Below are 22,409 nucleotides of genomic sequence, written 5' to 3' on the forward strand. Positions count from 1 at the left end.
CCGCGGCTTACTTATAATTCTGTAAAATGAATAGAAAATCTTTTATTAAAATGGGTAGCCTGCTGGCTGGAACATTTATACTGAAACTCAATTTACCGGCTATGAATATCAATCAACCGATTACTTATTTCTTTGAAGATGATGGTATGATTCCCAATAGCAGGTATCCTTTAATCGTATACAAAAATGTTTTTTCATTAAGAGGTAATGAAGGAGCCGATTGGTTGGAAAAACATTTTTCAGAGAATAACTGGACTAATTCCTGGCGATGGGGTGTTTACCCTTTTCACCATTATCATAGCAACACACACGAGGTATTGGGGTGTTTTAGCGGGTCGGCCCTATTGCACATGGGTGGAGAAAAAGGGAAAAAAATAGAAGTAAGTGCAGGGGATATTATTGTAATACCCGCAGGCGTCGGGCACAAATGCCTTTCTAACAGCAATGACTTTACTGTTGTAGGTGCCTATCCCAATGGGCTTTCACCTGATCTGATGAGAGGTGAAAAAGCAGATCGCCCTAAAGCTGATAAAAACATTGAAAAAGTCAGCCAACCCGAAACCGACCCTTTTACAGGAACAAAGGAAGGATTGATCAGATTATGGAAAAAATAACATTCAGATAAAATAAATTGTCAGTCACTCAGGGGCTGACAATTTATTTTGTTAACTCATCAATAACATATCCTATGAACAGAAGAAACTTTTTAAAAAACACCACCATGAGTTCATCAGCACTCATGGCAGCAGCAACCATTCCTGCTTACATCGCTGCTCAATTAAATTCAAATACTATGACGGCATTCGCAGAAAAACAACCGGCCAATAAATTCAGACCACTCACCCTCTCTGGTTTAGGAGGAGTTGCTATCGGAAACGGGTTCAATCAAAATCCTGACATTGAATGCCTGCAAACAATGGAGGCCGCCTGGAATGCCGGGGTAAGATATTTCGATACTTCTCCCTGGTACGGATTAGGTATCAGTGAAAGAAGAATGGGATTATTTCTGAAAGACAAACCAAAAGACTCCTTTACCATCTCTACCAAAATAGGCCGTATTCTGGAACCTAAGGAAGATTTCAAAGTAGATGCCAACTGGAAAGGGAAATTAAACTTTGGATATAAATATGATTATACCGCAGCTGGGGTTAGAAAAAGTGTTGAAGACAGTTTACACAGACTGGGATTGCCTTCACTCGACATCGTTTTTATTCATGATCTTTCGCCAGATAACGCCGACATGAAACATAACTGGTTAAAATACTTTGATGAAGCTGCTAAAGGAGCCATGCCCGAATTAACCAAAATGCGCCAAGAAGGATTGATAAAAGGTTGGGGATTGGGTGTGAATACTATCGAACCAATTCTTAAAACACTCGAAATTGCAGATCCTGACATCTTTCTCTCAGCTTGTCAATATTCACTGATCGAACACGAAGCAGACCTGAATAAAGTATTTCCCAAAGTAGCAGCAAAAGGTATGTCAATTGTTGTGGGAGCTCCTTTATGTGCTGGTTTTTTAGCAGGAAAAGACCGTTATTTGTATAGCGGAGACTTTCCTAAAGGTGTAAAAGAAAAATTAGCCGCTTTAAAGAGAGTAGCCACTAATCATAAAGTAGATTTAAGAACAGCAGCATTACAATTCGCAGCTGCACCGGATGTAGTAGCTGCAGTTATTCCCGGCGCACATACAATTGAACAGGCTAAACAGAATGCCGCCTCTTTTAATGAGAAATTACCGGCAGCATTCTGGGAAGAACTTAAAAGCGAACAATTAATCGCCGCTAACGCACCAACACCTAAAGCTAAAAGTTAAACAATTAAATATATGGAATCACTAAAAGGTAAAACTGCGATTATTACCGGAGGAACCAGAGGCATCGGAAAAGCAATAGCCGCTGCATTCGTCAAAGAAGGTATTCATGTGGGTATTATTGGCAGAAACGAAGAATTACTTCAAAAAACAGCCGCAGAATTATCTGCAGAAGATGCTAAAGTGGTATATGCAGCCGGAAATGTGGCAAACCAGGTTTCCATCGTACTGGCAATTAACTCCATCAAAGAGAAATTAGGATCTATTGATATCTTAGTAAACAATGCAGCCATTGCTGCATTCGGAAATTTTACAGAAATGCCCACTGCTACCTGGGAAGAAATCATTCAAACCAATGTATTGGGCGTATACTATACCACCCATGCCGTTTTACCCGATATGTTTGCCAAACAATCCGGTGATATCGTTAATATCTCGTCTATGGCAGGTATTCGTGGAGCAGCCGGTACCAGCGCCTACAGCGCTTCAAAGTTTGCAGTTTTAGGACTCTCCGAATCACTGATGATGGAAGTTCGTAAACAAAACATCCGGGTAACGGCACTTACACCAAGTACCGTTGCTACAGACATGGCTATCGATGACCTGAAAATAACAGACGGTAATCCTGATAAAGTGGTACAACCTGAAGACATGGCAGAACTGGTAGTGATGCAGCTAAAATTAAACAGAAGGGCTTTTGTAAAGTCAAGCAGCATCTGGAGCACTAATCCTTAATACATTGCTGGTCTATATTACTGATACCTGATTGCAGCTACCAATCAGGTTTTTTATTTATTAACAGTTTTTGTTTTTCTGTTTGCTTTCATTTTGGGTTGGATACAAGTATCTCCTTTACAACCCGAATCACATTCATTTTAAATCAATTACGAAAGAAAATATTTTGTATATGATCTGCGTGCAACGATATCATTTTTGTTTTGGTCATTATTACAGAAACATGTTTTTATTAAACCTTTCCTTTGACCACTAAATAAAAAAATATGACTAGATTCTATAAGTTAATTATAGCTCTAACATTATTCATTCCGGTTAGTCATCTATTTTCGGCTTGCAGTAAAACTTCTTCTGCTCCGGGATATCTATATTTACCCTCTGTGATGGAAGTAACTTACCTGAACGAACCGGAAAAATCAGGAAGAATTGAATTTGAATATAACTCATTCAGACAAATAACCGCTATTAAGAAACATTATACCAATAATGATTCTTATGTACTCACTTATACGTATGATGATTTTCTAAAACTTACTACTATCAATAAAGTTACAGAAGAGGGCACTACAAAATATGAAATAGCTTATGATGATATCAACAACAGTTATATTCCGCTATCTGTAAAAGTTATAACTCCTGACAATCAGGAAACCGACTATCCGGTAACTGTACCCACGCAACATAATTATCAGATCGCGGCACAAACAATGCATATCAATCCCGAATACGATCTGCTGGGAATCAATCAAACCAGTATAAACTTCAATACCAACGCCGGTATTTTTAACGATGCCGTTTTTCAGCTGGCATTCTATTTAGGTTCTTTTGATACAGACTTCCGGGATTTTTCATTTTTTGCCAAACGTCAGATCAACAGCTCAACTACTGCTTCTGTTAACTACAACTATACCAGTGAAAGAAATGGAAATAACAGTATTATCAAATACGAAGTATTTACACAGGGTACACAAACCAAAGTAATGGAGAATAATATTCAATATCAGACCATCACCATTCCCGGTGAATAAAAAATATAAAGGATGTCATTGATCTGTCATTAACAGATTTCTTCAAAAAATGGCGATCACCTCAAGTTAATGACATCCTTTTTTTCAAACTCCAGCATACAGAAAATACTATTTCCGCTCAATACTTCAAAGTTGATTGCCGTAGTATCAAAAAAACAAATTCCGTCTCCCGCATATAATATACGTTCTTCCATTTCAACGGCGCCCTCCAACACAAATGCAAATAGCAATCCACCATTCAGCTTACTTTGATAAGAGAATTCTTTTCCCGGATTATAAGTGCCAATAGAAAAAGATATTGAAGGGTTATTTTTAAATAACTCCGGAATAATCCACTCGTCTTTTACAACAGATAAAGGAATAGGCAGAACAGTGGTTCGTTCAAAAAACTGTTGCTGTATACCAGACTTTATTCCTATATGTAAAAAACTGACCGGCTCTTCCGGGTCAAGACTCGTAATGGTCCACTTAGACTCAACCATTCGTTCTGAATAAAATATCTTACCGATACTGACTCCATACCGGATCGGTCCTTTCTGCACGATTAAATCTCCCACGAGAGGTACAATAATGTGTGCTGTGTAAGGTACTGTCAACAAATCAAAATCCTCCCCTTTTGCTAAAGAACACTCATTTAATAAGTAAAGATTATCGACTCCGATTTTATCCGGATGATAATATTCACCATAATTAAAAGTGCTTAGTATTCTTTGACGGGCATCTTCCTGTATACCCCGTTGCTCGGCCATAAACATTTTTATCATAATTCATCCTGTTGATAGGTTAATCTGTAAACACTCAAATAGGGTAATAATGTAACCAGAGCGGTTTGATAATCATTCTTTTTTTCTATCTCTTTCGATAATAGTACCTTTTCACCGATCGTTTCCAACCATAAGACAGGTTCAGAGAAAAAATTGATAACAATTCTGAACGTATCGATGGTACGTATATCTGCGGTGAGTAACTCAAAACTGAACTGCTTAAAAGTTAGTATTTTCTCTCCTGACTGATCATATATATCCGGAATTATATCTTCCAGCAGATGAAGAGAATTAAAAATCGCGCCGCTCACCAGATAAGGAAGCTGGTCTGCTCCATGAACGGTTGTTTTTATTTCTGAATAACTATGATACAACTGCTCTCTGTTATAATACTGAAACTGTAATTTAAATTCTTCATATGCCTGCTCCAGCACCATCTTTTCCCATCGGCCCTGATGCGTAGAGTCAATCATTTTTTTGTAATGCAGGCTGATTAGTTTCCGTAACATTATGCATTTACTTTAATGGTAATCGATAAGTTAAACCCATCAGCAAGATTACCGGTTATAGTAGCCATTTCTTTGTCAACCCCATCACCGAATACATTGTCTCTTGAATTATAGGTATAGCCGCTAATTCCTTTTGTATAGCCATATGCACCACCTGTTGTGTTAACAGTTGTTGAAAGACTATCCTGAAAGGCAATTTGTGTAATCAACAATGATGTACCACTGCTATTGTATACATGTACATGAATATGAGTTGCACGTCCCTGATACCAGCCGGGAAAAATTGTTTTAAAACTCACTAATCCGTTGGTATCTGTATATTGCCGGCCTCTGAACCAATGCTGATTCTGATAATTGGTAGATTGCATCTGTGTACCGCCATATTGCGAGTAATCTCCATTCACATCACAATGCCATATATCCACAATTGCTCCCGAAACCGGATTACAATTGTTTTTGACATTCACAATAGTAATATCAGCAGTCATATCCGCCCCAATACCATCACCTTTTCTGATATCATTCCTGATATAGGATGTTGGACTCTTAGTCGGAAACGGCCCTTCTGTTTCAGTGGGTGTTACTATACACGAATCATCCACGGTAACATCGTTTCCGCTGCCGGAAGAATTGCTGTCGTTTTCACTTTTTTTACAGGCAGAGATAATTAATGGTGATGCCGCAAATAACGATAAAGATCGTAGGAATTTTTTTCTTTCCATAGCTGTATGATTTAATCGATTCTATTTCTAAAACTCAATCCAATAATATCAAACGGCTATATAAGAAAATGTTAAGGATCGATGAGTGCAGTGTTTATATCGACGAGTGCTCCAATTATTTTATTTTTTTAATCCTTATAACAATACCGATTATAAAAATGAAATGATGATATAGCAGTTATCGTCTATACCCTATCTATATCCGAACATACAAAATGATTATTTACAATTAATTAAAAGAAAAGTAAAACAATTCACTACGTTACAGTGTAATACTATAAAATAGCTTCCCCTTATCTACATAAATAACAGATAATCATATAAATACCATCAAAAAACAACAGTAAATGGTTCTGATTATTCAATTTCGTAATTTACAGTAAGTTCTTAGTAAAGCTGCTGCTGCCTTATTAAGTAAAACATAAAATATTATGTCTGAAACAATTAAAGATAAACTGGTCATTAAAAAAGTAACACTTGCTCATATTAATCAATATGAAGAATTACTCAATTATGTTTTTCAGGTCACCAAACGAATGTTAAGAGAATATGGTTATGAAGAAGGCGAATTCAATAGATCTAAACAACCTATTCTGAGAAATGCAGAAGTACTGGGATGGTTCACTGAAAACGACCGGTTAATCTCTTCTCTGAGTATTTATCCTTTCCTTGTAAATATTCACGGAACTGAATATGAAATGGCCGGATTGACCGGGGTGGGTACTTATCCTGAATTTTCCAATATGGGTTTAATGAACGACCTTATTAAAATGGGCCTGGAAAAAATGCGTGAAGCGAAACAATATATTTCCTACCTGTTCCCTTATTCCATCTCTTATTACCGGAAAAAGGGCTGGGAAATCATGTCAGACCGGATGACCTTTACCTTAAAAGACACACAGGTACCAAAATATCATCCCGTAAGCGGGCACGTTGAAAGAAAAAAAGTATCTGACCCTTCTGTAATTACAATTTATCAACAGTTTGCCAAAATCACACACGGATCGCTGATCAGGAACCAGTTTGAATGGACGGAATACTGGCGTTGGGAAAATGAAGAAGAGCGAACAGCTGCCGTTTATTTTGACACCAATAACAACCCTTTGGGCTATCTTTTTTATTGGGTGGAAAATGATGTATTTCACATCAAGGAAATGGTATATATAACACAGGATGCCCGTCATGGACTCTGGAACTTTGTCGGTGCTCATGGTTCAATGATTGAAGAAATCAGAGGTACTAAATATATGAATGAACCACTGGCTTTTAATCTGGACGATAGTCAGATCGTTGAAACCATTGAACCTTACTATATGGCACGTATTGTGGATGTAAAAGGATTTTTAAGTGCTTATCCCTGGGATGATACAATTGAACCCTTTCACTTTGTTGTGAGTGATCCAATTGCCGAATGGAACAATGGTATTTTTGGAATCAGACCATCCACCCATCAGGCATTTACGGCAGATATTACCCGTGAACCCGAAGGAAAAGCTGTAAAGATAGATATTCAAACCTTGTCTACCTTATTCATGAGTTATAAATCACCGGCTTATCTTCACCGGTTGGGACGAATACAAACTGACGAAGTTACGCTAAGAATGCTCGAAAAACTTATTCCTACAGAGCAACCTTATTTTTCAGATTACTTCTAGTAATCTACCGGTTTTACCGGTTCAAGTAATTCTATTTTGTAATAATAGTAATCGGGTAACCTATTTTCAGTATCATTTTTATTCAAATAAATCTTCAGAACGAGATCATCGTAGATTTCAACAATACTACCCTGCCGGTCAAAAAATGAAACAGGAACACAATATCTGCTATTGTTGATTGTAAAGTGGAAAATCCAGGAGTAACGGAACTGCCCGGCTGTTTCTGGTTCAATTTTTAAAAGAGTGGCGTCTCTTTTTTCTATGGATAAATTTAGTTCATTGATTTTGTTAAACACTACCGGTATTCCGGTTTTATCCACAGGTCTGTTAAACATTTCATCCACCACATTGATCTGTAGTTTTAGCTGAATATTGTTTTCTTCCGGATCCATTGGCAAAAGTAAAAGAATGCCTTCATTTTTCATAAGATATTCATCCTGCAGGTCAAAAGCTATATAAGAAGTTGCTATTGCAGTTACTTTTTCAATAATTGCCCGGATTGCCTTTTCATGCTGCCTGAAATGTTGGATTGTAACAGTTTCACGGTCTATGTAGTTCAGGCTGAAAGTTAACTCCTCTGACTGAAAGTAAAAGCCGTTGTAAGCATAAGGATGTGGTTTTTCTACAAAAGAATTTTCACCATAAGGAATTAAATAGAGGCTTCCGAATGGAAATGAGAAATGCGGATTGTGATTCCAACGATTACCGAAAGTTTTCCTGTTACCATAGTATCGAACAAATGCACTTATTTTTTCAAAGTCGCGAAATGGTAATATGTTATGAAAAACGTCTTCTGTCATTTTTGAATGTTTCTGCCGGTCAGTTTGTGCATTGCAAACCTGAGCAGATAAAAAAATTAATATTGCGTAGGTTATTTTCACTAATCTTTTAAATATTCCAATATATACTTTCTCATGATAGTTCTTTCTTCTTCTGTACCATCATCGTCCATTGTATTATGACTAACGGGTACTAATTGTATAGTGATTCCAAGTGATTTATTTTCTTCTTCTGACGGCAAAACTCCTTCATCAGCAGGAAAGTCATTCGATCGTAATGTGTATATTTTAGGCGTTTTAATTCTTGGTAAAGGCATACGTCGATGATCCATTGTAATTAATTTGTTAATCAGCTCAGGATGTTGATGGGCAAACAGCACACTCATGTCACCTCCGTTTGAATGGCCCACTAAAGAAACATTATTATAATTAAGATCAGGATAGGTCTTTTTCAATTCATTCAAAACAAACAAAATATTTTCTGCTCCACGCTCCCAATTAGAACGACGAACTATACGTGGATCACCTTCCATTGGCAACAAATCATCGGTGGGTAACTCATGTTGAATACTTACTACAAAATAACCTGATTGGGATAAATAATCAGTAAGGTATGAATAGGCAAAGTTATCGCCACCTTTGTTTTGTCCGTAACCGTGACTGAAAATAATTACCGGTAAACCTGCATTTTTTTCATTAACAGCTGCTGAAAAAACAGCTATGGGAATTTTTCTATTCCGTGAAGAGTCGAACCATTCAAGTGTATCTGATTGTATATATACGGGGGTGGCTACCTGTTCTGGAGTAGTTGCTGTATTACCGGCACAAGATAACAATACTATCACAAAAGCAACAACCGGGAGAATATTTTTCATTCGTTCCATTTTACAAATTTATCTGATGTAATTTAATACATTTGAAATGGATTCAGATAACTTTCACAATAAAGATTCGTGTAGTATAACCGGATGTGTATCCAACCGGCCGTTTGCAAAAACTTAAAAAGAAAATTTACATTTGGCCCAGATAAGCAAAAACTGAAAATCGTTGATTGATGGTAATGAGGGGGTCAATCAAGCCAAGGCAGCTATCCAGATCACGATAACAAAAGGGTGCATCCGTTTTAATGTTGTCATTGGCAATCATTTCCGGGATATAGATTTTATTTCTCAGATCGTCATAGTCAAAGTTCATTGCATATTCTTTTGCTTCGCCGCGCGACATTACCCTGCCGGTTCCGTGACACAGTGAGTTGTAAGTTTGCCGTACTTCTTCCGTTGCCGTAATCAACACAACATCTCCATTCATATTTGAGGGAACAACGGTTTGTTCGCCGGGTAATACTTTCACTGCACCTTTTCTGATAATTACCCCCTTTTCTGTGAGTTCGAAATGATTATGATTTTTATCGAGGATGAGGCGTAGTCGTCCGAAGTATTTTTGTAGTATGTTGAAAATTTCGAAACGGTTATCTTTTGCCCATTCGCATACTTCTTCAAATTTCGCATCAAATTTTTGGGGATTGTTGATGAGATCGTCTACCAGTTTAGACTCATTTCTGGAACCGGTATGAATGAGGAAGTAAATTTTATCATCCGTGTATGATTCCAGGGCATCGAGAAAATGGTTTCCGGAACCGAGATCGCCCAGTTTGCCTTTATTTGCTTTGATATCGAAGTAAATATCATCCCAGTTTTCTTTTTTAAAATCAGCTTTGGTAAGATCTGCTTCACACAATAACATGCCGCAACCGCAATCAGAGATAGCAAACTTCCGCCAGTCTGGCTGTTCAGTATACACTACAGTTCCGGTTGGTAAAGGTGATTTACCCGGACAGGCATCCGGGAAGAAGATGACCTTTTCAGCATTCAGGTCGTGTGGCAGCCAGCCATATACTTTGTTCAGCGGTTCGGCTGAGTAGTTAATCAATTCCATTTCTTGTAAGAAAGTCCTTTCTTATAATATACGAAAATTATCCGGTATCTCAAAATAAATTTTATTATGACCTAGTAAAAACAATTAAGAATTATTAATAATAATTCTTAATTGTTCAAGACATCGAGTAACACCATATTTAAACCTGACTAAAGAACGGATTAAACCTAACTGATCACCTGTAAGCTTTTTCCGTTGTAGCAACTTTACGTAACTGCACACGTACTTTTTTATATAGGATATCATATTCCCCGGCAAGCCGGTGTAATAAATCGATTTGTGTTCTGTATTGCTGATAGATAGATTCAAGCGTTTGTACCTCTTCCATGGGTAATTGCTCGCCCTGTTCTACGCTTCTATCCGATACCCAGCTCATGAGCCGCTTATGCTTTGATGAATCTATTGCAGCCATTTGTGAACAATTTAGTAAGTGAAAAATTATTGCAGGAACATTTTACGTACAGCTTTGTTATTTGCATCTAAAATGTAAATACTTCCGTCTTTTCCGATAGCAACATCATAAATGTTTGAAACTTTTGCATTCTGAAGCGTTCCATCTTCATAGCCAAAAGAAAACCTGATCAGAGTGCTTACCTGTTTTGAAGAAATATTCACTAATCTCAGATTTCTACCGCTGGCTTCACCCACCATTATTGTATTAGGTGCGTAATAAATAACAGATTCAATACCGTTGAAATAGGTATCTGTACCGAATCCATCTTTATAACCTCCGTCATATTGGCCTACTAATGTTACAGGTCTGATTCCTGCCGGGGTAGCCATATCAATACCGTTAGACCCGTTTGTATTCTGATCAGAATAGTAAATATTTCCTGCCGGGTCAACGTATGGTTTTGACCATACCCAGCCAGGCCCTGCTACTTTAGTGTAGTTACCTACTGTGTAAACTTTATTCATACCGGCACCGATACCACTCACATTTACATATAGTTCTCCGGCATCATTGATGGTCATTTTAGCGGGTGAAAACCCTGACGCATGTACGGTAACCTGCCCTGACGAGCTTATTTTTCTTATTCTGCTTGCACCGCTTTCGGCAACATAAATATTGTCGTTTTTATCAATAGCAATACCCCATGGAGTACTGAATTCAATATCAACTCCATTTTCTTTCAAAGTAGTTACGACCCCTTCCTGGGTTATTTTTTTTACCCGGTTATTATTCCTGTCTGTTATATATACGTTTCCATCCCTGTCTAATGCTATTCCTCCTGCACCACTGGCAAATACATCTGAAGCTGGTCCTCCGGCAAGTGTCATTATACCTGCTCGTTTGAAAGGTTGCGGTGATTCTGCCTCCTGCTGGCCTACTACTACTTTTACCTTACCTGTAACAAGATTTTGCGGAGCAGTAACTGTCAGCGAGTTTTCATCAGCAGCAGTTATTGTTGCAATAAGATCACCAAAATAAACAGTATTACCCGTAGGGTTACTATTGAAGCCTGTACCTGCTATAGTAACGGAGGTACCGGCTAAACCATTATCAGGAGAAATGGCAGCAATACCTAAAGTCTGATCTTTAAATACGGGCCCTTCTACAGCCTGATCATTCACAATTACTTTTACAATACCATCTCCGGTACCTCCGGGAATGGTCAGTTTCAACTGAGTTGCTGATGCACTCGTAACAGGCACTGCTATTCCGTTAATAAAAACTTTGTTTTCGTCTGCTTCTGTGCTGAACAGGGTTCCTGAAATAGTCATTTCTGCTCCCTGAGGCCCGCTTTGCGGAGATATAAAATTAATCGTTGGCGGATCTACTACTGTAAAAGTTTCACCGGTCAGTTTTTGTCCGTTAATCACAACAGATAATGGCCCGGTAGTAACTTCCTCAGGAGCCAGTACTTCTAATGTGCTTTCAGTGGCAGTTAATACAACCGCTATTTTACCATTAAAATCAACCGTATTACCTGTTGTAGTTTCTTCAAACCCTCCACCAGTGATCACTACTTTTGTATTAGCACCACCGGTCTTGGGTTTGATATTATCGATTGCCTGATATTTGAAATTTTGTCCGCTTGCTTCGAGGCTGTTAACTTTTACTTTAACAGCACCGGTTCCTGCTTTGTCTGGCACTTCGGCAACGATCAGCGTATCGCTCACACTTACGATTATGGCTGATTTTTCATTTACTAAAACTTCTGCCGGTTTTTCGGTACTGCTGAAACCGGTACCATTAATTCTGATCTGCGTACCTGCTGAGCCATTGGTTGGAAAAATACTGCTTACAGATAATGACTGATAGGTGTAAGTTCCTACTTCATAATTTTTATTATTGTAAGCAAGTGTAAGGTTACCGGTTTTACCATCAAAAGGAGCTCTAAGCACCAGTGTATTGGCAGTAACGCCGATTACTTCCGCCTCCACCCCGCCTATGGTTGTTTTGTAGGAAGCAATATCTTTTACAAAACCACTTCCTTCAATGGTAACCAGTGTGCCGGCATTACCACTGTTAGGATAATAACTGTCTATTCGCAACACCACTTCAGGTGCCTTATCTTTTTTGCCACACCCTATGGTAGTAAACATGGCGATTACTACCAGTAATGTACTCAACCATGATAATTTTTTATAACTAAAATTCATATTAGTTGTTTTTATTTTTATCATTAAAATGTATATCTGACACCTAACTGTAATTGTGCTCTTGACCCGAAATAATCAATACTGTAGGGTTGCCCGGGGTTTTTAAATGTATATACCGGATAGTTACCGCTGTTTTGCATAGGCGGAAACAGTGTCGGAGTTAATCCAACACTACTCGTACTGTTGAATGTATTAGGAGAAAAATACTGAATGCCCCAGTTTTTGCTGATCAGATTTGTAAGGTTCATTACATCAAACACAACTGTTATATACTTCGATTTTGATTTGTTTAAAAAGATATCATGCGAAACATGTAAATCAGCCTGTACATTCCAGGGAGTTCTGCCCCTGTTTCTTTCGGTGAACTGACCTCTTCTACTACTTAAATATTCATTACCATCGATGAACTGATTAAATGCATCAGCCTGTTGTTGTGCGGTTCCTTGTGAATTATCTTTAAAGAATCTTACGGCTTGTTCCTGAGTTGGAATATAAACTAGTGAAACCTGTTGAGGTAATCCCTGAATACTGTTATTTACAATACCATAAGTAAACGGACTACCTGATTGTGCACTTACAAAAAGAGAAACAATTGTTTTTCCGGCTGTGTTCCAATAATGAGTGTAAGTAGCATTTGCCACAATTCTGTGACGTATATCGAAGTTACTGTAAGCCAGTGCCGGATTATTCGGCACCAGTGCCTGGTTTAACTGCCAGTTGCTTTCCATCGAGTTACGTACACCGTTACTAAGGTCTTTTGATTGTCCGTAAGTATATGAAACACTGGTATTAAAAATATTTCCGATTGATTTTGATACAGTACCTGTAACACTGTAACGGAATCCCTGATTGGTATTACTTAACAGGTAAGTATTTGAAAAGCGCGGATCTACCGTTCCGCTATAAATTGGTTGCTGACGTTCGGTATCATATCCATACCAACGAGGATTATCATTCGTATTTAACTGTTGAAATAAAACGTCTTTTATATTACGCGTATAGATACCCTCCACGGTAAACTTCCAGTTATTGTAGGTAGTGTAATCAATTGCCAGGCTACCTCTGAATACTTTTGGTAATACGAAATCATTATCAATCAAATCGATTTGTGTTTTTCCGCTGTTCGGATTATTCATAACAGCCCCGTTTTGTTCGATAAAATCACCAATACCGTTCGGACTTGGTTTGATCGCATCACTACCCGGAACAAAAGGTTTATTATCGGCTCTCTGATCAAAGGCACCATAACTATCTCCTGTATTATAATACGCATATGCTAACCAGGCAAAAGGTATACGCCCTGTAAATACACCGGCACCACCTCTTACAATTACAGTAGCATCACCCAACACATCATATCTGAAGCCCACACGTGGTGACAACTGAACTTTGTTCATGAACTGGTTGTTTATTCTGTTCAACGGAGTATAAGTATAAGTATTTCCGAAATCGGGGTCTGCAAGAATATTACGCACTTTATTACTCATTACCGGCATAGTTGGCAGATAAGCCAGGTCTGCGCGTAAGCCCGGTGTAATTTTTAATTTATCGCTTATTCTTATTTCGTCCTGAATATAGAGGCTGTACATATGTACATCAAAAATGGCAGCAGCATTATCCAGTATGTAATCTCTGTTATTATTTGTATAATTGTAACTTCCCCTTACCCTGTAAGGATTATTGCTTAAAAAATCTTCAATACTCTGGTAATCTACCCGACCATTCCAACCGTTCACAAAACCATAATTGATGTTATAGATTTCATTATGTGTACCTATCAGGAACTTATGAATACCTTTATTCCAGTTAAGGTTTGCAGTAACTTCCCATGTTCTCTGACGCATATTGAAAATACTCGCCTCACGGTCTGAACCCAGATAAATGGTAGAACCGGGCGTTCGTCCCATAATTTGAACCTGTGGTAACGATGGGTCACTTATCGGATTTCGGCTATCTTTCACTTGTGAAAAACCCACAACCAGGTTTCCGGAAAGGTCATTACTGAAGCGGCTTTTCAATTCTGCTACCGTACTGGTTTGATTATTTACCTGCTCAAAAGCCATGCTGCTGAAACGGAAATCCTGCTGATCTCTGTCCATATGCGAAGCCTTACTAAAAATAGTATTGTTGCGCACCACCAATTGGTGGTTGTTATTAATATTCCAGTCTAGTCTGTTAAAAAACTTTTGCGATTCGCTCCAATTCGTATACATACCTGCAGTACCGGCATCGAATATATTTCCGTAGCGGCTTTGAACTGCATTGGAGATAGCGTTTGCATCATCAACCGAAAGAATATGAGCGGTTTCATCTATTCCTGCAATTAATTGAGTAGGATCTTTTCTACCTGTAATTTCTTCATTGGTAAAGAAGAATAATTTATTCTTAATAATGGGAAATCCGACTCTGAAACCTGCCTGGTAATCATGAAAATCATTATCCATTTTTCCGAGAGAACCTTTTCTGTCTTTACCGATCATAGCTGCATTTCTTCCGAATCCGTATACCGATCCGGTTACTTTATTACTACCGCTACGGGTAACGGCGTTGACAGATCCTCCTGTAAAGTTTCCTATTTTCACATCAAATGGTGCCAGATAAACCTGAACATCTTCAATGGCATCCAGAGATAAAGAATTAGTACGGGTGCTGCTACCTGCCATACCGGAAGTACCGGTTTGTCCACCTAACGACGGACTAAACCCTATCGCGTCATTATTGATGGCACCATCGATTGTTACGTTATTATAACGAAAGTTAGTACCACCGAAACTATTGTCTTTGCTTCCTTGTGGTGTAAGGCGGGTAATATCGGTCAGGCTTCTGGTAATAGTTGGTGTGTTTCTCACCTGTTCAGCGCTGATATTTTTACCGGCACCATAAATATCTGCACGTTGTCTGGCTTTTCTTGAAGCGGTAACAACAACTTCGCCTAATTCTGCTGCACTTTCTGCAAGAACAAAGTCGAGTTGCTGGTTACCACCTAATCTGATAACAATATTTTCTCTTGTTTCGGTTTGTTTACCAATCATGGTAGCAGTAATAGTATATCCGTCACCGATACGCATGTTGTTGATCGAATACAATCCTCTTTCATCTGTAGCAACGGTATATTTCGTAGCAGTTCCGGTATGTATTGCTGTAATGCTGACACCAGATAGGTTATTACCCGAAACGTCTTTTACACGTCCGTTGAGAGAGCCACTGGTTTCCTGTGCATAAGCAAGCGTTCCCAGCAACAGCATTGATAAGAAGAAAGATAATCTTATAGTGTTTTTATACAATCGAATAAACGATATTGTATAGGTTGATTTGTTCATCTTTAAAATTTTACAATCATTGATACGTTATCCTTATTGTGTCTGACGCAAAGAACCATTGATAATGTGCAGTACACCATTTCCGGTAAGTATATCTCTTTTAGATACAGCTATATCTGATGTATTACCAATACCTCTGAGGCTAATGGTACTGAAAGATCCAGGAGCTGCCGGATCCTGTACCAGTTTGATATCGATGGTATTACCGTTAAACATTGCCTGTTTTGATGCATTGGAGGAGCCGGCACTTAAGATATAATCATAAATAAAACGTCTGTCATTGACAATATGATAACTTACCAGGTCGCGTAATTGCTGAATATCTGTTTGTTTAATTTGTTGAACGCTGGCATAGCCTCTTTCGATCATTGCATTGTTAGCAGGTGCAAAAATGGTAAATGGGCCGGCTTCATTAATATCAGCCAGCATACCTGAGCTAATCAAAGCCTGGGTAAAAAGGGTTAGTTCGTGCTCAGCGGCAACGGCATCACCTAATTTATTATGCAGATAAGGAGTTAAAACACGATCAATAACCTGAATCAATCCATTAGAAGCCGGAATATTTTTAGCTACCACTCTCGATCCGTTAATGGTAAGAACGGTATCCTGGCCTTTTATCCAATGAGTAGCATACATTTTACCTCCGCGTGAACGTAGTTCCTGGTTGAATAAAAAAGGGAGTTTATTCAATTCGTATTTACCGTCAAGTGTATGATAATTCGCAATACGTGTAATTATTGTTGCATTGGCAGTAAGTACATTTACTGCGTTCGGATAACCGGCTGCTCCAAATGCGATATCAGAAGGAGCTAATACGGTATAAGGGCCCGCTCCTTTTTGCAAATCCTGATCCAATGCACTTCTACGTAAAGCAGCATTAAATGAAGACAGATTAAAGTTATCAGCAACCACCATATTTATTCTGTTATTATCATAATTGCTCATTGTATCAGCAGTGTTTTTGATACAGCCACTGATAGCAAGCATACCACATAAGGGGAGGTAAAGTAATTTTCTATACTTCATCTTAATTGATTTTAAGGTCTTTTGGAATAAGTAAACGGTCAACTACGTGAATGGGCCCCATAATTGTATGAATGGTTTCAAGAATAGTGGCTTCAGGAAAATTTGAATTCTTCACTTTTACTGTACTTTTTCCTGCTTCGTTTTTACCGAAAGTGAAAGGCATTTTATAAGGAGGGTATCCTGAAGCATGATTAACAGAGTAATCATACAGATATTCATCCCTTAAATCATTTACAAAAAAATTGGTAGCCATGCCGCCCTGCACTTTACCGCTGGGTGTTTTGGGCAAATTATCTCTTCCAAAATCCCAGTGAAACGACAGAATAGAATCTGAAGGGAAACCCAGTGTCACCTCCCAGTAATCAAAATCGACAATGGGTGCAGCAGCATTCCGTTGATTCATTTGAAGGATTTCTTCAACACTGTTAAAGCCTGCTTTTAAAAAAGCTTCATTTACGGGTATAAACATCATTTCTCTTGACACACTCATTTTGTCGCCATTATAAGTCTGAAATGATTTTATTCTGGCATACTCGGCTCTGGTCCAGTCAATCCATCCCCAGCCACCGGGGTCAAAGCCGAAATTTTCTTCATAAATTCTTCTGTAGGTGAGGTCGTGTATTTCATCAACCCTGGTTTGCAATTCAAAAAACATACTGAATCTCGGATCGATTCTGGCAACACTATAGAAGTCGGCTTCAATCGGTAAGCTTACCAGTTGATCAATTGGCCATATATATCCATTCACGGCAGGAATCGCTTTCTCAGCATCTCCGGACGGTATAGCATTAATTAATAATTTATTCTGGTCTATATACAGGTAATGCCGGTAAAAGTAAACGTCAAACTGAGTATTACCCGGCTGTTCATTTCCATAGAAATAAGGCGTCTGAACATATTTCGGGTTGCTCAAAAATGAGGCACTTGCGAGATTACCTGACACACGGCTAAGGGCCTCCTTACTGATTACACCTCTAAGCGTATAAAATTTTACAAGGCTGTCTGCCTGTATAACAGTCATAGCATCTATACGTGAGGCGGTATATCCTCCTGCCTGTAAAGCTGCGTCTGTTGGTACCAGTAAGGTATACTTAAATTTCCCTGACAATATGCTATCCATACTACTTCGTTGGAATGCCTTATAAAATAGCTGATAAGAAGAAGCTTCCAATAATTCGTGAAGTGTTTGATTAGATTCTGGCTGATATGGGATCGGTTCTCCCTCCGGCGGAGGCATAAATTCATTTTTGGTACATCCTGCCAACGCTAAACCCAAAAATAAAACGGACAGATATTTTTTTATATTCTTTTTCATTGAATGATATTCTATTCGATTATTTGAAAATAGCTTACTTAATTAAATCCAGCGGAACAGCTGTAATACCGGTTAAGTGATGTACAATGCCGTTTTCAAATAAGCGGTCATAATTTTCGATTGCCGGAATTACTCCGTTATTGTTGGATTGTATTTCGGGTCCGATTCTGGTTCCGAAAGGCGTTGACCCCACCGGTGGTTTCCATAATGAAAAAGTTGGAAAATTGGTATAGTGAGCATCACCCGGATTAGCACTGTAAGCATTTATGCAATTGATATGAACATACCAGTCGTCATTTCTGAGATTGGGAGCATACGTATACTCACCTCCTACCCTGTAAAACAAATATTGATCAGAAATAAAGAAATGATTATTATAAATTATATACTGCCCCAGTAATCTATTACCATTATAATTATCAGCGTTCAGATCTTCCATCATCTGAAGGGTAATACCTTTATTGATGAATGCATTATTTTCAGGAGGAAATATGGTAAAAGGGCCAGGCTGAGATAATTCATTCCACAATCCGAATTTTTTCAATCCTGCAACGAAAATGCTGTAATTGGGTTGCGAGGCTAAAAAATCCTGTACAGTTTTTCCTTTATGGTATTGTAACATTTTATCTAAAACATGTAATACACCATTTGACAATTCGATATTTGTACGAATCAGCTGAGATCCGTTAAAGTAAAATTTTCTGTCGCCGGTAATAGCCGACGCATAGGGGCTTGAGGAAGATAATGTTTCATACCTTACATCAACAGCATTAGTAGGAATAGAAGAAGTAGTCAGCCTTCTTTCTTTAATGATGTGATATTGCATTGCTTCCCGCAGGCTATCCTTATTTAAATGCAAAATATTTTCTTTTGTATGAATACCCATTCCTTTAAATGCACGGTCGTTTAGTGCCAGAACAGTAAAGGACCCTTCTGCATTCAGCTCATCCACTAAACCTGTATAATCCAATGCCGCATAAAAAAGCTGAAAATCAAAATTATTTCTGATGAAATCACCTGCCGGTCTGATATTTTCATTAGGTTTTGGAATGAGTAAATCATCATGTTTACATGAGTACAAAAATGATAAGGAAAGCAGCAACAAACCATTCAGTAGCCGTTGTACTTTATATTTATTATGATTTGATAACATCGTATACGCTGTTTTATTCATTTGAAGAATCTTATTAATAAGAAGGTGCAGGATATTTTCTTTGCACGGTCATCATGTAAATTCCACCATTCACTACTTCTACCGTATTTACCGTAGCAAAAGTTCTTGGGTTGTAAGTACCGGAGTGAATACTCACCAGCATGTTAGGTAAAGTTCCAGCTGAGTTTATTCCGGTGAGACCCTGGCCATTTCTATAGCAGTTAAGCACTGCCCAGTTACCACCGGTATTAACATCACCGCCAAAGTAAGTGTTGTTTGTCGGGTTGATTCCAGGCCTGAAGAAATCAAAGCTCTGCCAGCTGGCTGTTTTAATTTTATCATCGGCCGGATTAGCAAAAAGCGGGAAGTTTATATACGGAGCAACGGCATCAGAAGTTGAGTTTCTTTCAATCGTGGTAAGATAAACACCGTTGTAACCTTTCAATGCATTACTCCTGTAATTAGAACCCATGTTAGAAAGATTTTCGTCAGGATAAATAGTGAGATAAATATCCATTTTGTCTTGTATACCATACTGAAATTTTCCATTTCTGAAATTTTTTGGTTTGGCATCATCCGGTGATTGAACAAATCCTTTTGCCGAATAATTATAAAAATTTGTATACACCAGTTCATCTGAAAGCGGAAGTTTATGAAATATTTCCTGCCTGAGTAATAATCCGTTTTCTTTTGTTTGAAAATCTTTCTGCAGCAGGTGCATGGTATACACTTCAGAAGCGGTTAATGAAACAGTGGTATCCAGCATAATATCATCTTTTAAATGCCCTTCCAGCTGAAAGTAAGGGATATCATTTTTAGGCCTGTACAAAAAAACAAATCTTAAATTTCCAGAAGGAATCTGTGCCCAGCTACTCAAGTCGTATCCATTCACAATTGGCGCAACCAATACATTTTCTTTTCCCGGATATTCCGGATTATTAACTGAAGTAGATGAACCTATATGAGAGGGATAAGGTGGTGCATAACTGTTTCGTATATCCAAAAAGTCACCAACTATTTCTGCTCCTTTAATTTTACCATCCGCACCATACTCCGGATTTATCAACATACACAAAAACGGAACTTTAACATCTTTTTCACCCAGGGTAAAACCATAATTAAAGTTATTAAACACGCGCAGGTAAGCAGGATTTTCAACCTTTGTATATTCCACTTTGGTACAACCGGAGGTAACCAGCACAAGTGCCCACAAACTATAAAGTAATATCAGAAACTTATTGTTCATGTATTTTAGTTTTAATCCGGTAAAGAGTCATACTTTACCGGAACTTATTTTAAATGATATTATTTGTTATGTTTAAGTATCATAATTCTGGCAGGAACAGAAGAATTATTCCGGCCGATTAAAGCAATTGTATATACACCTATATCTTGTGCTGGCAATGCCCTGTTCAGATTAGTATATAACTCTTTTCTTGTAATTATATCCTCAGAAGATACCGGTGTAATATCACTTGCCCAGGTACCTGGTATTACATCAGGTGCAGACCTGTACACCATAATTTCATATTCAGACCCCGGATAGGTGGTAATAAGATATGGTTTATCGTAAACTGGTAATGCCGGCTGTAGGTTTGATGCAACAGTATGGCTCATCGGCTGTCCATTATTTTTTGTAAAAGTGATGTATGAATTATCCGGAGACATATTCAAAAATCTTAAACTACTAAAAAACGTATACTTGAAATGGCCATAAGTGGCATCATCAATTGCACCAATATAATTTTTTCCACTAAGGTCGTTTGAAACTGTAAGAATCTGAGCGTTTCCATTCGAAGAAGGATATAACCAAAAAGAATAATTCATCGAAGCTCTTAACACATGATGAGTAGTAGCGATAACTTTACCGGAAGCATCCGTAGCTTCAATTGTATAATCGCCCTGTACTACCGCCGTATATTCACTGGCATGCCCAAAACTAACCTGATTGCCGATAGTATGTCCATTCACTTTGAAGTTAACCTCATCATTATTGAACGCATTTACACCCTGAATTCTGCAATAAGTCATATTCACTTCAGTAGAATTATCATTGATTATACTGAATGAATTCTGATAAAGAAAAGCATCTTCACCTATGTCAGAAATATAGTAATTAAATCTTTGAGGTGTTACCACGATAGTATATATACCTCCTGGTTCATAAGTCATTAGCGGTGCAAATACCAGATTAGAAGTTGTTCTGAGACTGGTTGCCACTGTAGAAGTCGGAGGATCGATCATTGAATAGGCATAACCCATTGGCTCGTATTGAGCTGACGGAATTTGCCTGCCATCATCAGTTAGTATTTTAAACTGATAGGTGCCATAAGGAACTTCTATATATTCTGAAACCGGATTTGCAGCGGTTATTGAAGTAGTACTGGTATGAACAGCTGTACCATCTGCATAAGCAAGGGTGATATTTCCGTGTAATTCTTCCATACTACCGCTACTGTTAGCAAAGTTTCCTTTAATTCTTGCTGATAGATTCAGAATTCTGATTTTAAAATGATCCGGTTTTGCAGGTGCTGTAATACCACGCGGAACTTTTACACTCTGAGGTTGGCCTTCCTGCCAGTTTGAGGCTACCATCAAATAATAATCTACCGGATTATGATAATCATTTTCCGCCTGTATTATTTCGTCACGTTCTGCTTGTTTATAATAATTTCTGTCAAGAATTTTCAGCTCAACTTTTTCCTGATTATCAAACAGCTGTTGAGGAACAGTCCATGTACTGCCTAAACGTCCGTTTTTAGGAAAGTACTGAGTGCCGGGAGAAAAGCTGGCCTGAGGAGTCTGAGGATGTACAATATAAAAACTCGTTACACTGTCGCCGTTTGCAACTACCTGGTTGAAACCACCCAGGTTAATGATTCTGACGTTGGAGTTTTTCATATTATCAGTTATCATCCGGTTATCGGTGGTCATATCAAACTTGTCTTTCTGACAAGATGATAGAGCAACCGCCAGCACAATCAGCCCTAAAAATTTATTAAAATGATTTCTTTTATTCATTTGTATTTCTTTTACAGTTTCAGTACT

19 protein-coding genes are annotated in these 22,409 nt (G+C 38.2%); 5 read left to right on the forward strand and 14 right to left on the reverse strand.

The window, feature by feature from the left end:
• The first annotated feature begins 26 nt into the window (after nt 1–26).
• The 4 genes from D9O48_RS09405 (at nt 27) to D9O48_RS09420 (ending at nt 3,576) form a co-directional block, all read left to right on the forward strand.
• A complete protein-coding gene (locus D9O48_RS09405; protein ID WP_233589224.1) occupies nt 27–614 on the forward strand; it encodes a cupin domain-containing protein in 588 nt (195 codons plus the stop codon).
• A gap of 74 nt (nt 615–688) precedes the next feature.
• Complete coding sequence (locus D9O48_RS09410) at nt 689–1,816, forward strand: aldo/keto reductase (protein ID WP_126972714.1); 1,128 nt, start codon at nt 689–691, stop codon at nt 1,814–1,816.
• Between the two features lie 12 nt (nt 1,817–1,828).
• Nucleotides 1,829–2,548, forward strand: coding sequence for a 3-ketoacyl-ACP reductase (locus D9O48_RS09415; protein ID WP_126972715.1), 720 nt, complete (start codon nt 1,829–1,831; stop codon nt 2,546–2,548).
• Between the two features lie 266 nt (nt 2,549–2,814).
• Nucleotides 2,815–3,576, forward strand: a complete 762-nt coding sequence (locus D9O48_RS09420; protein ID WP_126972716.1) for a hypothetical protein — start codon at nt 2,815–2,817, stop codon at nt 3,574–3,576.
• A 56-nt stretch (nt 3,577–3,632) separates the two neighbouring features.
• Here D9O48_RS09420 and D9O48_RS09425 read toward each other — a convergent pair whose 3' ends face one another.
• The 3 genes from D9O48_RS09425 to D9O48_RS09435 are packed head-to-tail and all read right to left on the reverse strand — an operon-like array spanning nt 3,633 to nt 5,571.
• Nucleotides 3,633–4,340, reverse strand: coding sequence for a pirin family protein (locus D9O48_RS09425; protein ID WP_126972717.1), 708 nt, complete (start codon nt 4,338–4,340; stop codon nt 3,633–3,635).
• The gene (locus D9O48_RS09430; protein ID WP_126972718.1) at nt 4,337–4,849 is read right to left on the reverse strand and encodes a hypothetical protein; all 513 of its coding nucleotides are present in this window, start codon (nt 4,847–4,849) and stop codon (nt 4,337–4,339) included. The genes D9O48_RS09425 and D9O48_RS09430 overlap by 4 nt, the downstream gene beginning before the upstream one ends.
• Nucleotides 4,849–5,571: a dioxygenase family protein gene (locus D9O48_RS09435; protein ID WP_126972719.1), complete on the reverse strand. Its 723-nt coding sequence runs from the start codon at nt 5,569–5,571 to the stop codon at nt 4,849–4,851. The genes D9O48_RS09430 and D9O48_RS09435 overlap by 1 nt, the downstream gene beginning before the upstream one ends.
• Before the next feature lie 431 nt (nt 5,572–6,002).
• Here D9O48_RS09435 and D9O48_RS09440 point away from each other — a divergent pair, with 431 nt between their 5' ends.
• Entirely contained in the window at nt 6,003–7,226 is a 1,224-nt protein-coding gene (locus D9O48_RS09440; RefSeq protein WP_126972720.1) for a GNAT family N-acetyltransferase, read from the forward strand.
• Here the strand turns inward: D9O48_RS09440 and D9O48_RS09445 are convergent.
• From D9O48_RS09445 to D9O48_RS09495, 11 genes are all read right to left on the reverse strand, one after another.
• Nucleotides 7,223–8,026, reverse strand: coding sequence for a hypothetical protein (locus tag D9O48_RS09445; protein WP_126972721.1), 804 nt, complete (start codon nt 8,024–8,026; stop codon nt 7,223–7,225). The genes D9O48_RS09440 and D9O48_RS09445 overlap by 4 nt on opposite strands.
• Before the next feature lie 80 nt (nt 8,027–8,106).
• Entirely contained in the window at nt 8,107–8,880 is a 774-nt protein-coding gene (locus D9O48_RS09450) for an alpha/beta hydrolase family protein (protein ID WP_158624860.1), read from the reverse strand.
• A 136-nt stretch (nt 8,881–9,016) separates the two neighbouring features.
• Nucleotides 9,017–9,940, reverse strand: a complete 924-nt coding sequence (locus D9O48_RS09455) for an RtcB family protein (RefSeq protein WP_126972723.1) — start codon at nt 9,938–9,940, stop codon at nt 9,017–9,019.
• A gap of 175 nt (nt 9,941–10,115) precedes the next feature.
• The gene (locus D9O48_RS09460) at nt 10,116–10,352 is read right to left on the reverse strand and encodes a hypothetical protein (RefSeq protein ID WP_158624861.1); all 237 of its coding nucleotides are present in this window, start codon (nt 10,350–10,352) and stop codon (nt 10,116–10,118) included.
• A gap of 26 nt (nt 10,353–10,378) precedes the next feature.
• Nucleotides 10,379–12,547 carry an IPT/TIG domain-containing protein gene (locus D9O48_RS09465; protein ID WP_158624862.1) on the reverse strand — a complete coding sequence of 723 codons (2,169 nt, stop codon included), beginning with the start codon at nt 12,545–12,547 and terminating at the stop codon, nt 10,379–10,381.
• Nucleotides 12,548–12,570: 23 nt separating this feature from the next.
• A complete protein-coding gene (locus tag D9O48_RS09470) occupies nt 12,571–15,867 on the reverse strand; it encodes a TonB-dependent receptor (protein ID WP_126972726.1) in 3,297 nt (1,098 codons plus the stop codon).
• 33 nt (nt 15,868–15,900) lie between these two features.
• Nucleotides 15,901–16,893 carry a fasciclin domain-containing protein gene (locus D9O48_RS09475; RefSeq protein ID WP_126972727.1) on the reverse strand — a complete coding sequence of 331 codons (993 nt, stop codon included), beginning with the start codon at nt 16,891–16,893 and terminating at the stop codon, nt 15,901–15,903.
• A 1-nt stretch (nt 16,894) separates the two neighbouring features.
• Entirely contained in the window at nt 16,895–18,208 is a 1,314-nt protein-coding gene (locus D9O48_RS09480) for a fasciclin domain-containing protein (protein ID WP_126972728.1), read from the reverse strand.
• Nucleotides 18,209–18,242: 34 nt separating this feature from the next.
• Nucleotides 18,243–19,382, reverse strand: coding sequence for a fasciclin domain-containing protein (locus D9O48_RS09485; RefSeq protein ID WP_126972729.1), 1,140 nt, complete (start codon nt 19,380–19,382; stop codon nt 18,243–18,245).
• Nucleotides 19,383–19,395: 13 nt separating this feature from the next.
• The gene (locus tag D9O48_RS09490) at nt 19,396–20,607 is read right to left on the reverse strand and encodes a hypothetical protein (protein ID WP_126972730.1); all 1,212 of its coding nucleotides are present in this window, start codon (nt 20,605–20,607) and stop codon (nt 19,396–19,398) included.
• 59 nt (nt 20,608–20,666) lie between these two features.
• Nucleotides 20,667–22,382 carry a DUF4397 domain-containing protein gene (locus D9O48_RS09495; protein ID WP_126972731.1) on the reverse strand — a complete coding sequence of 572 codons (1,716 nt, stop codon included), beginning with the start codon at nt 22,380–22,382 and terminating at the stop codon, nt 20,667–20,669.
• Nucleotides 22,383–22,409 lie beyond the last annotated feature (27 nt).

It is taken from the genome of Gynurincola endophyticus, from assembly GCF_003991195.1.
GTDB lineage: Bacteria > Bacteroidota > Bacteroidia > Chitinophagales > Chitinophagaceae > Gynurincola > Gynurincola endophyticus.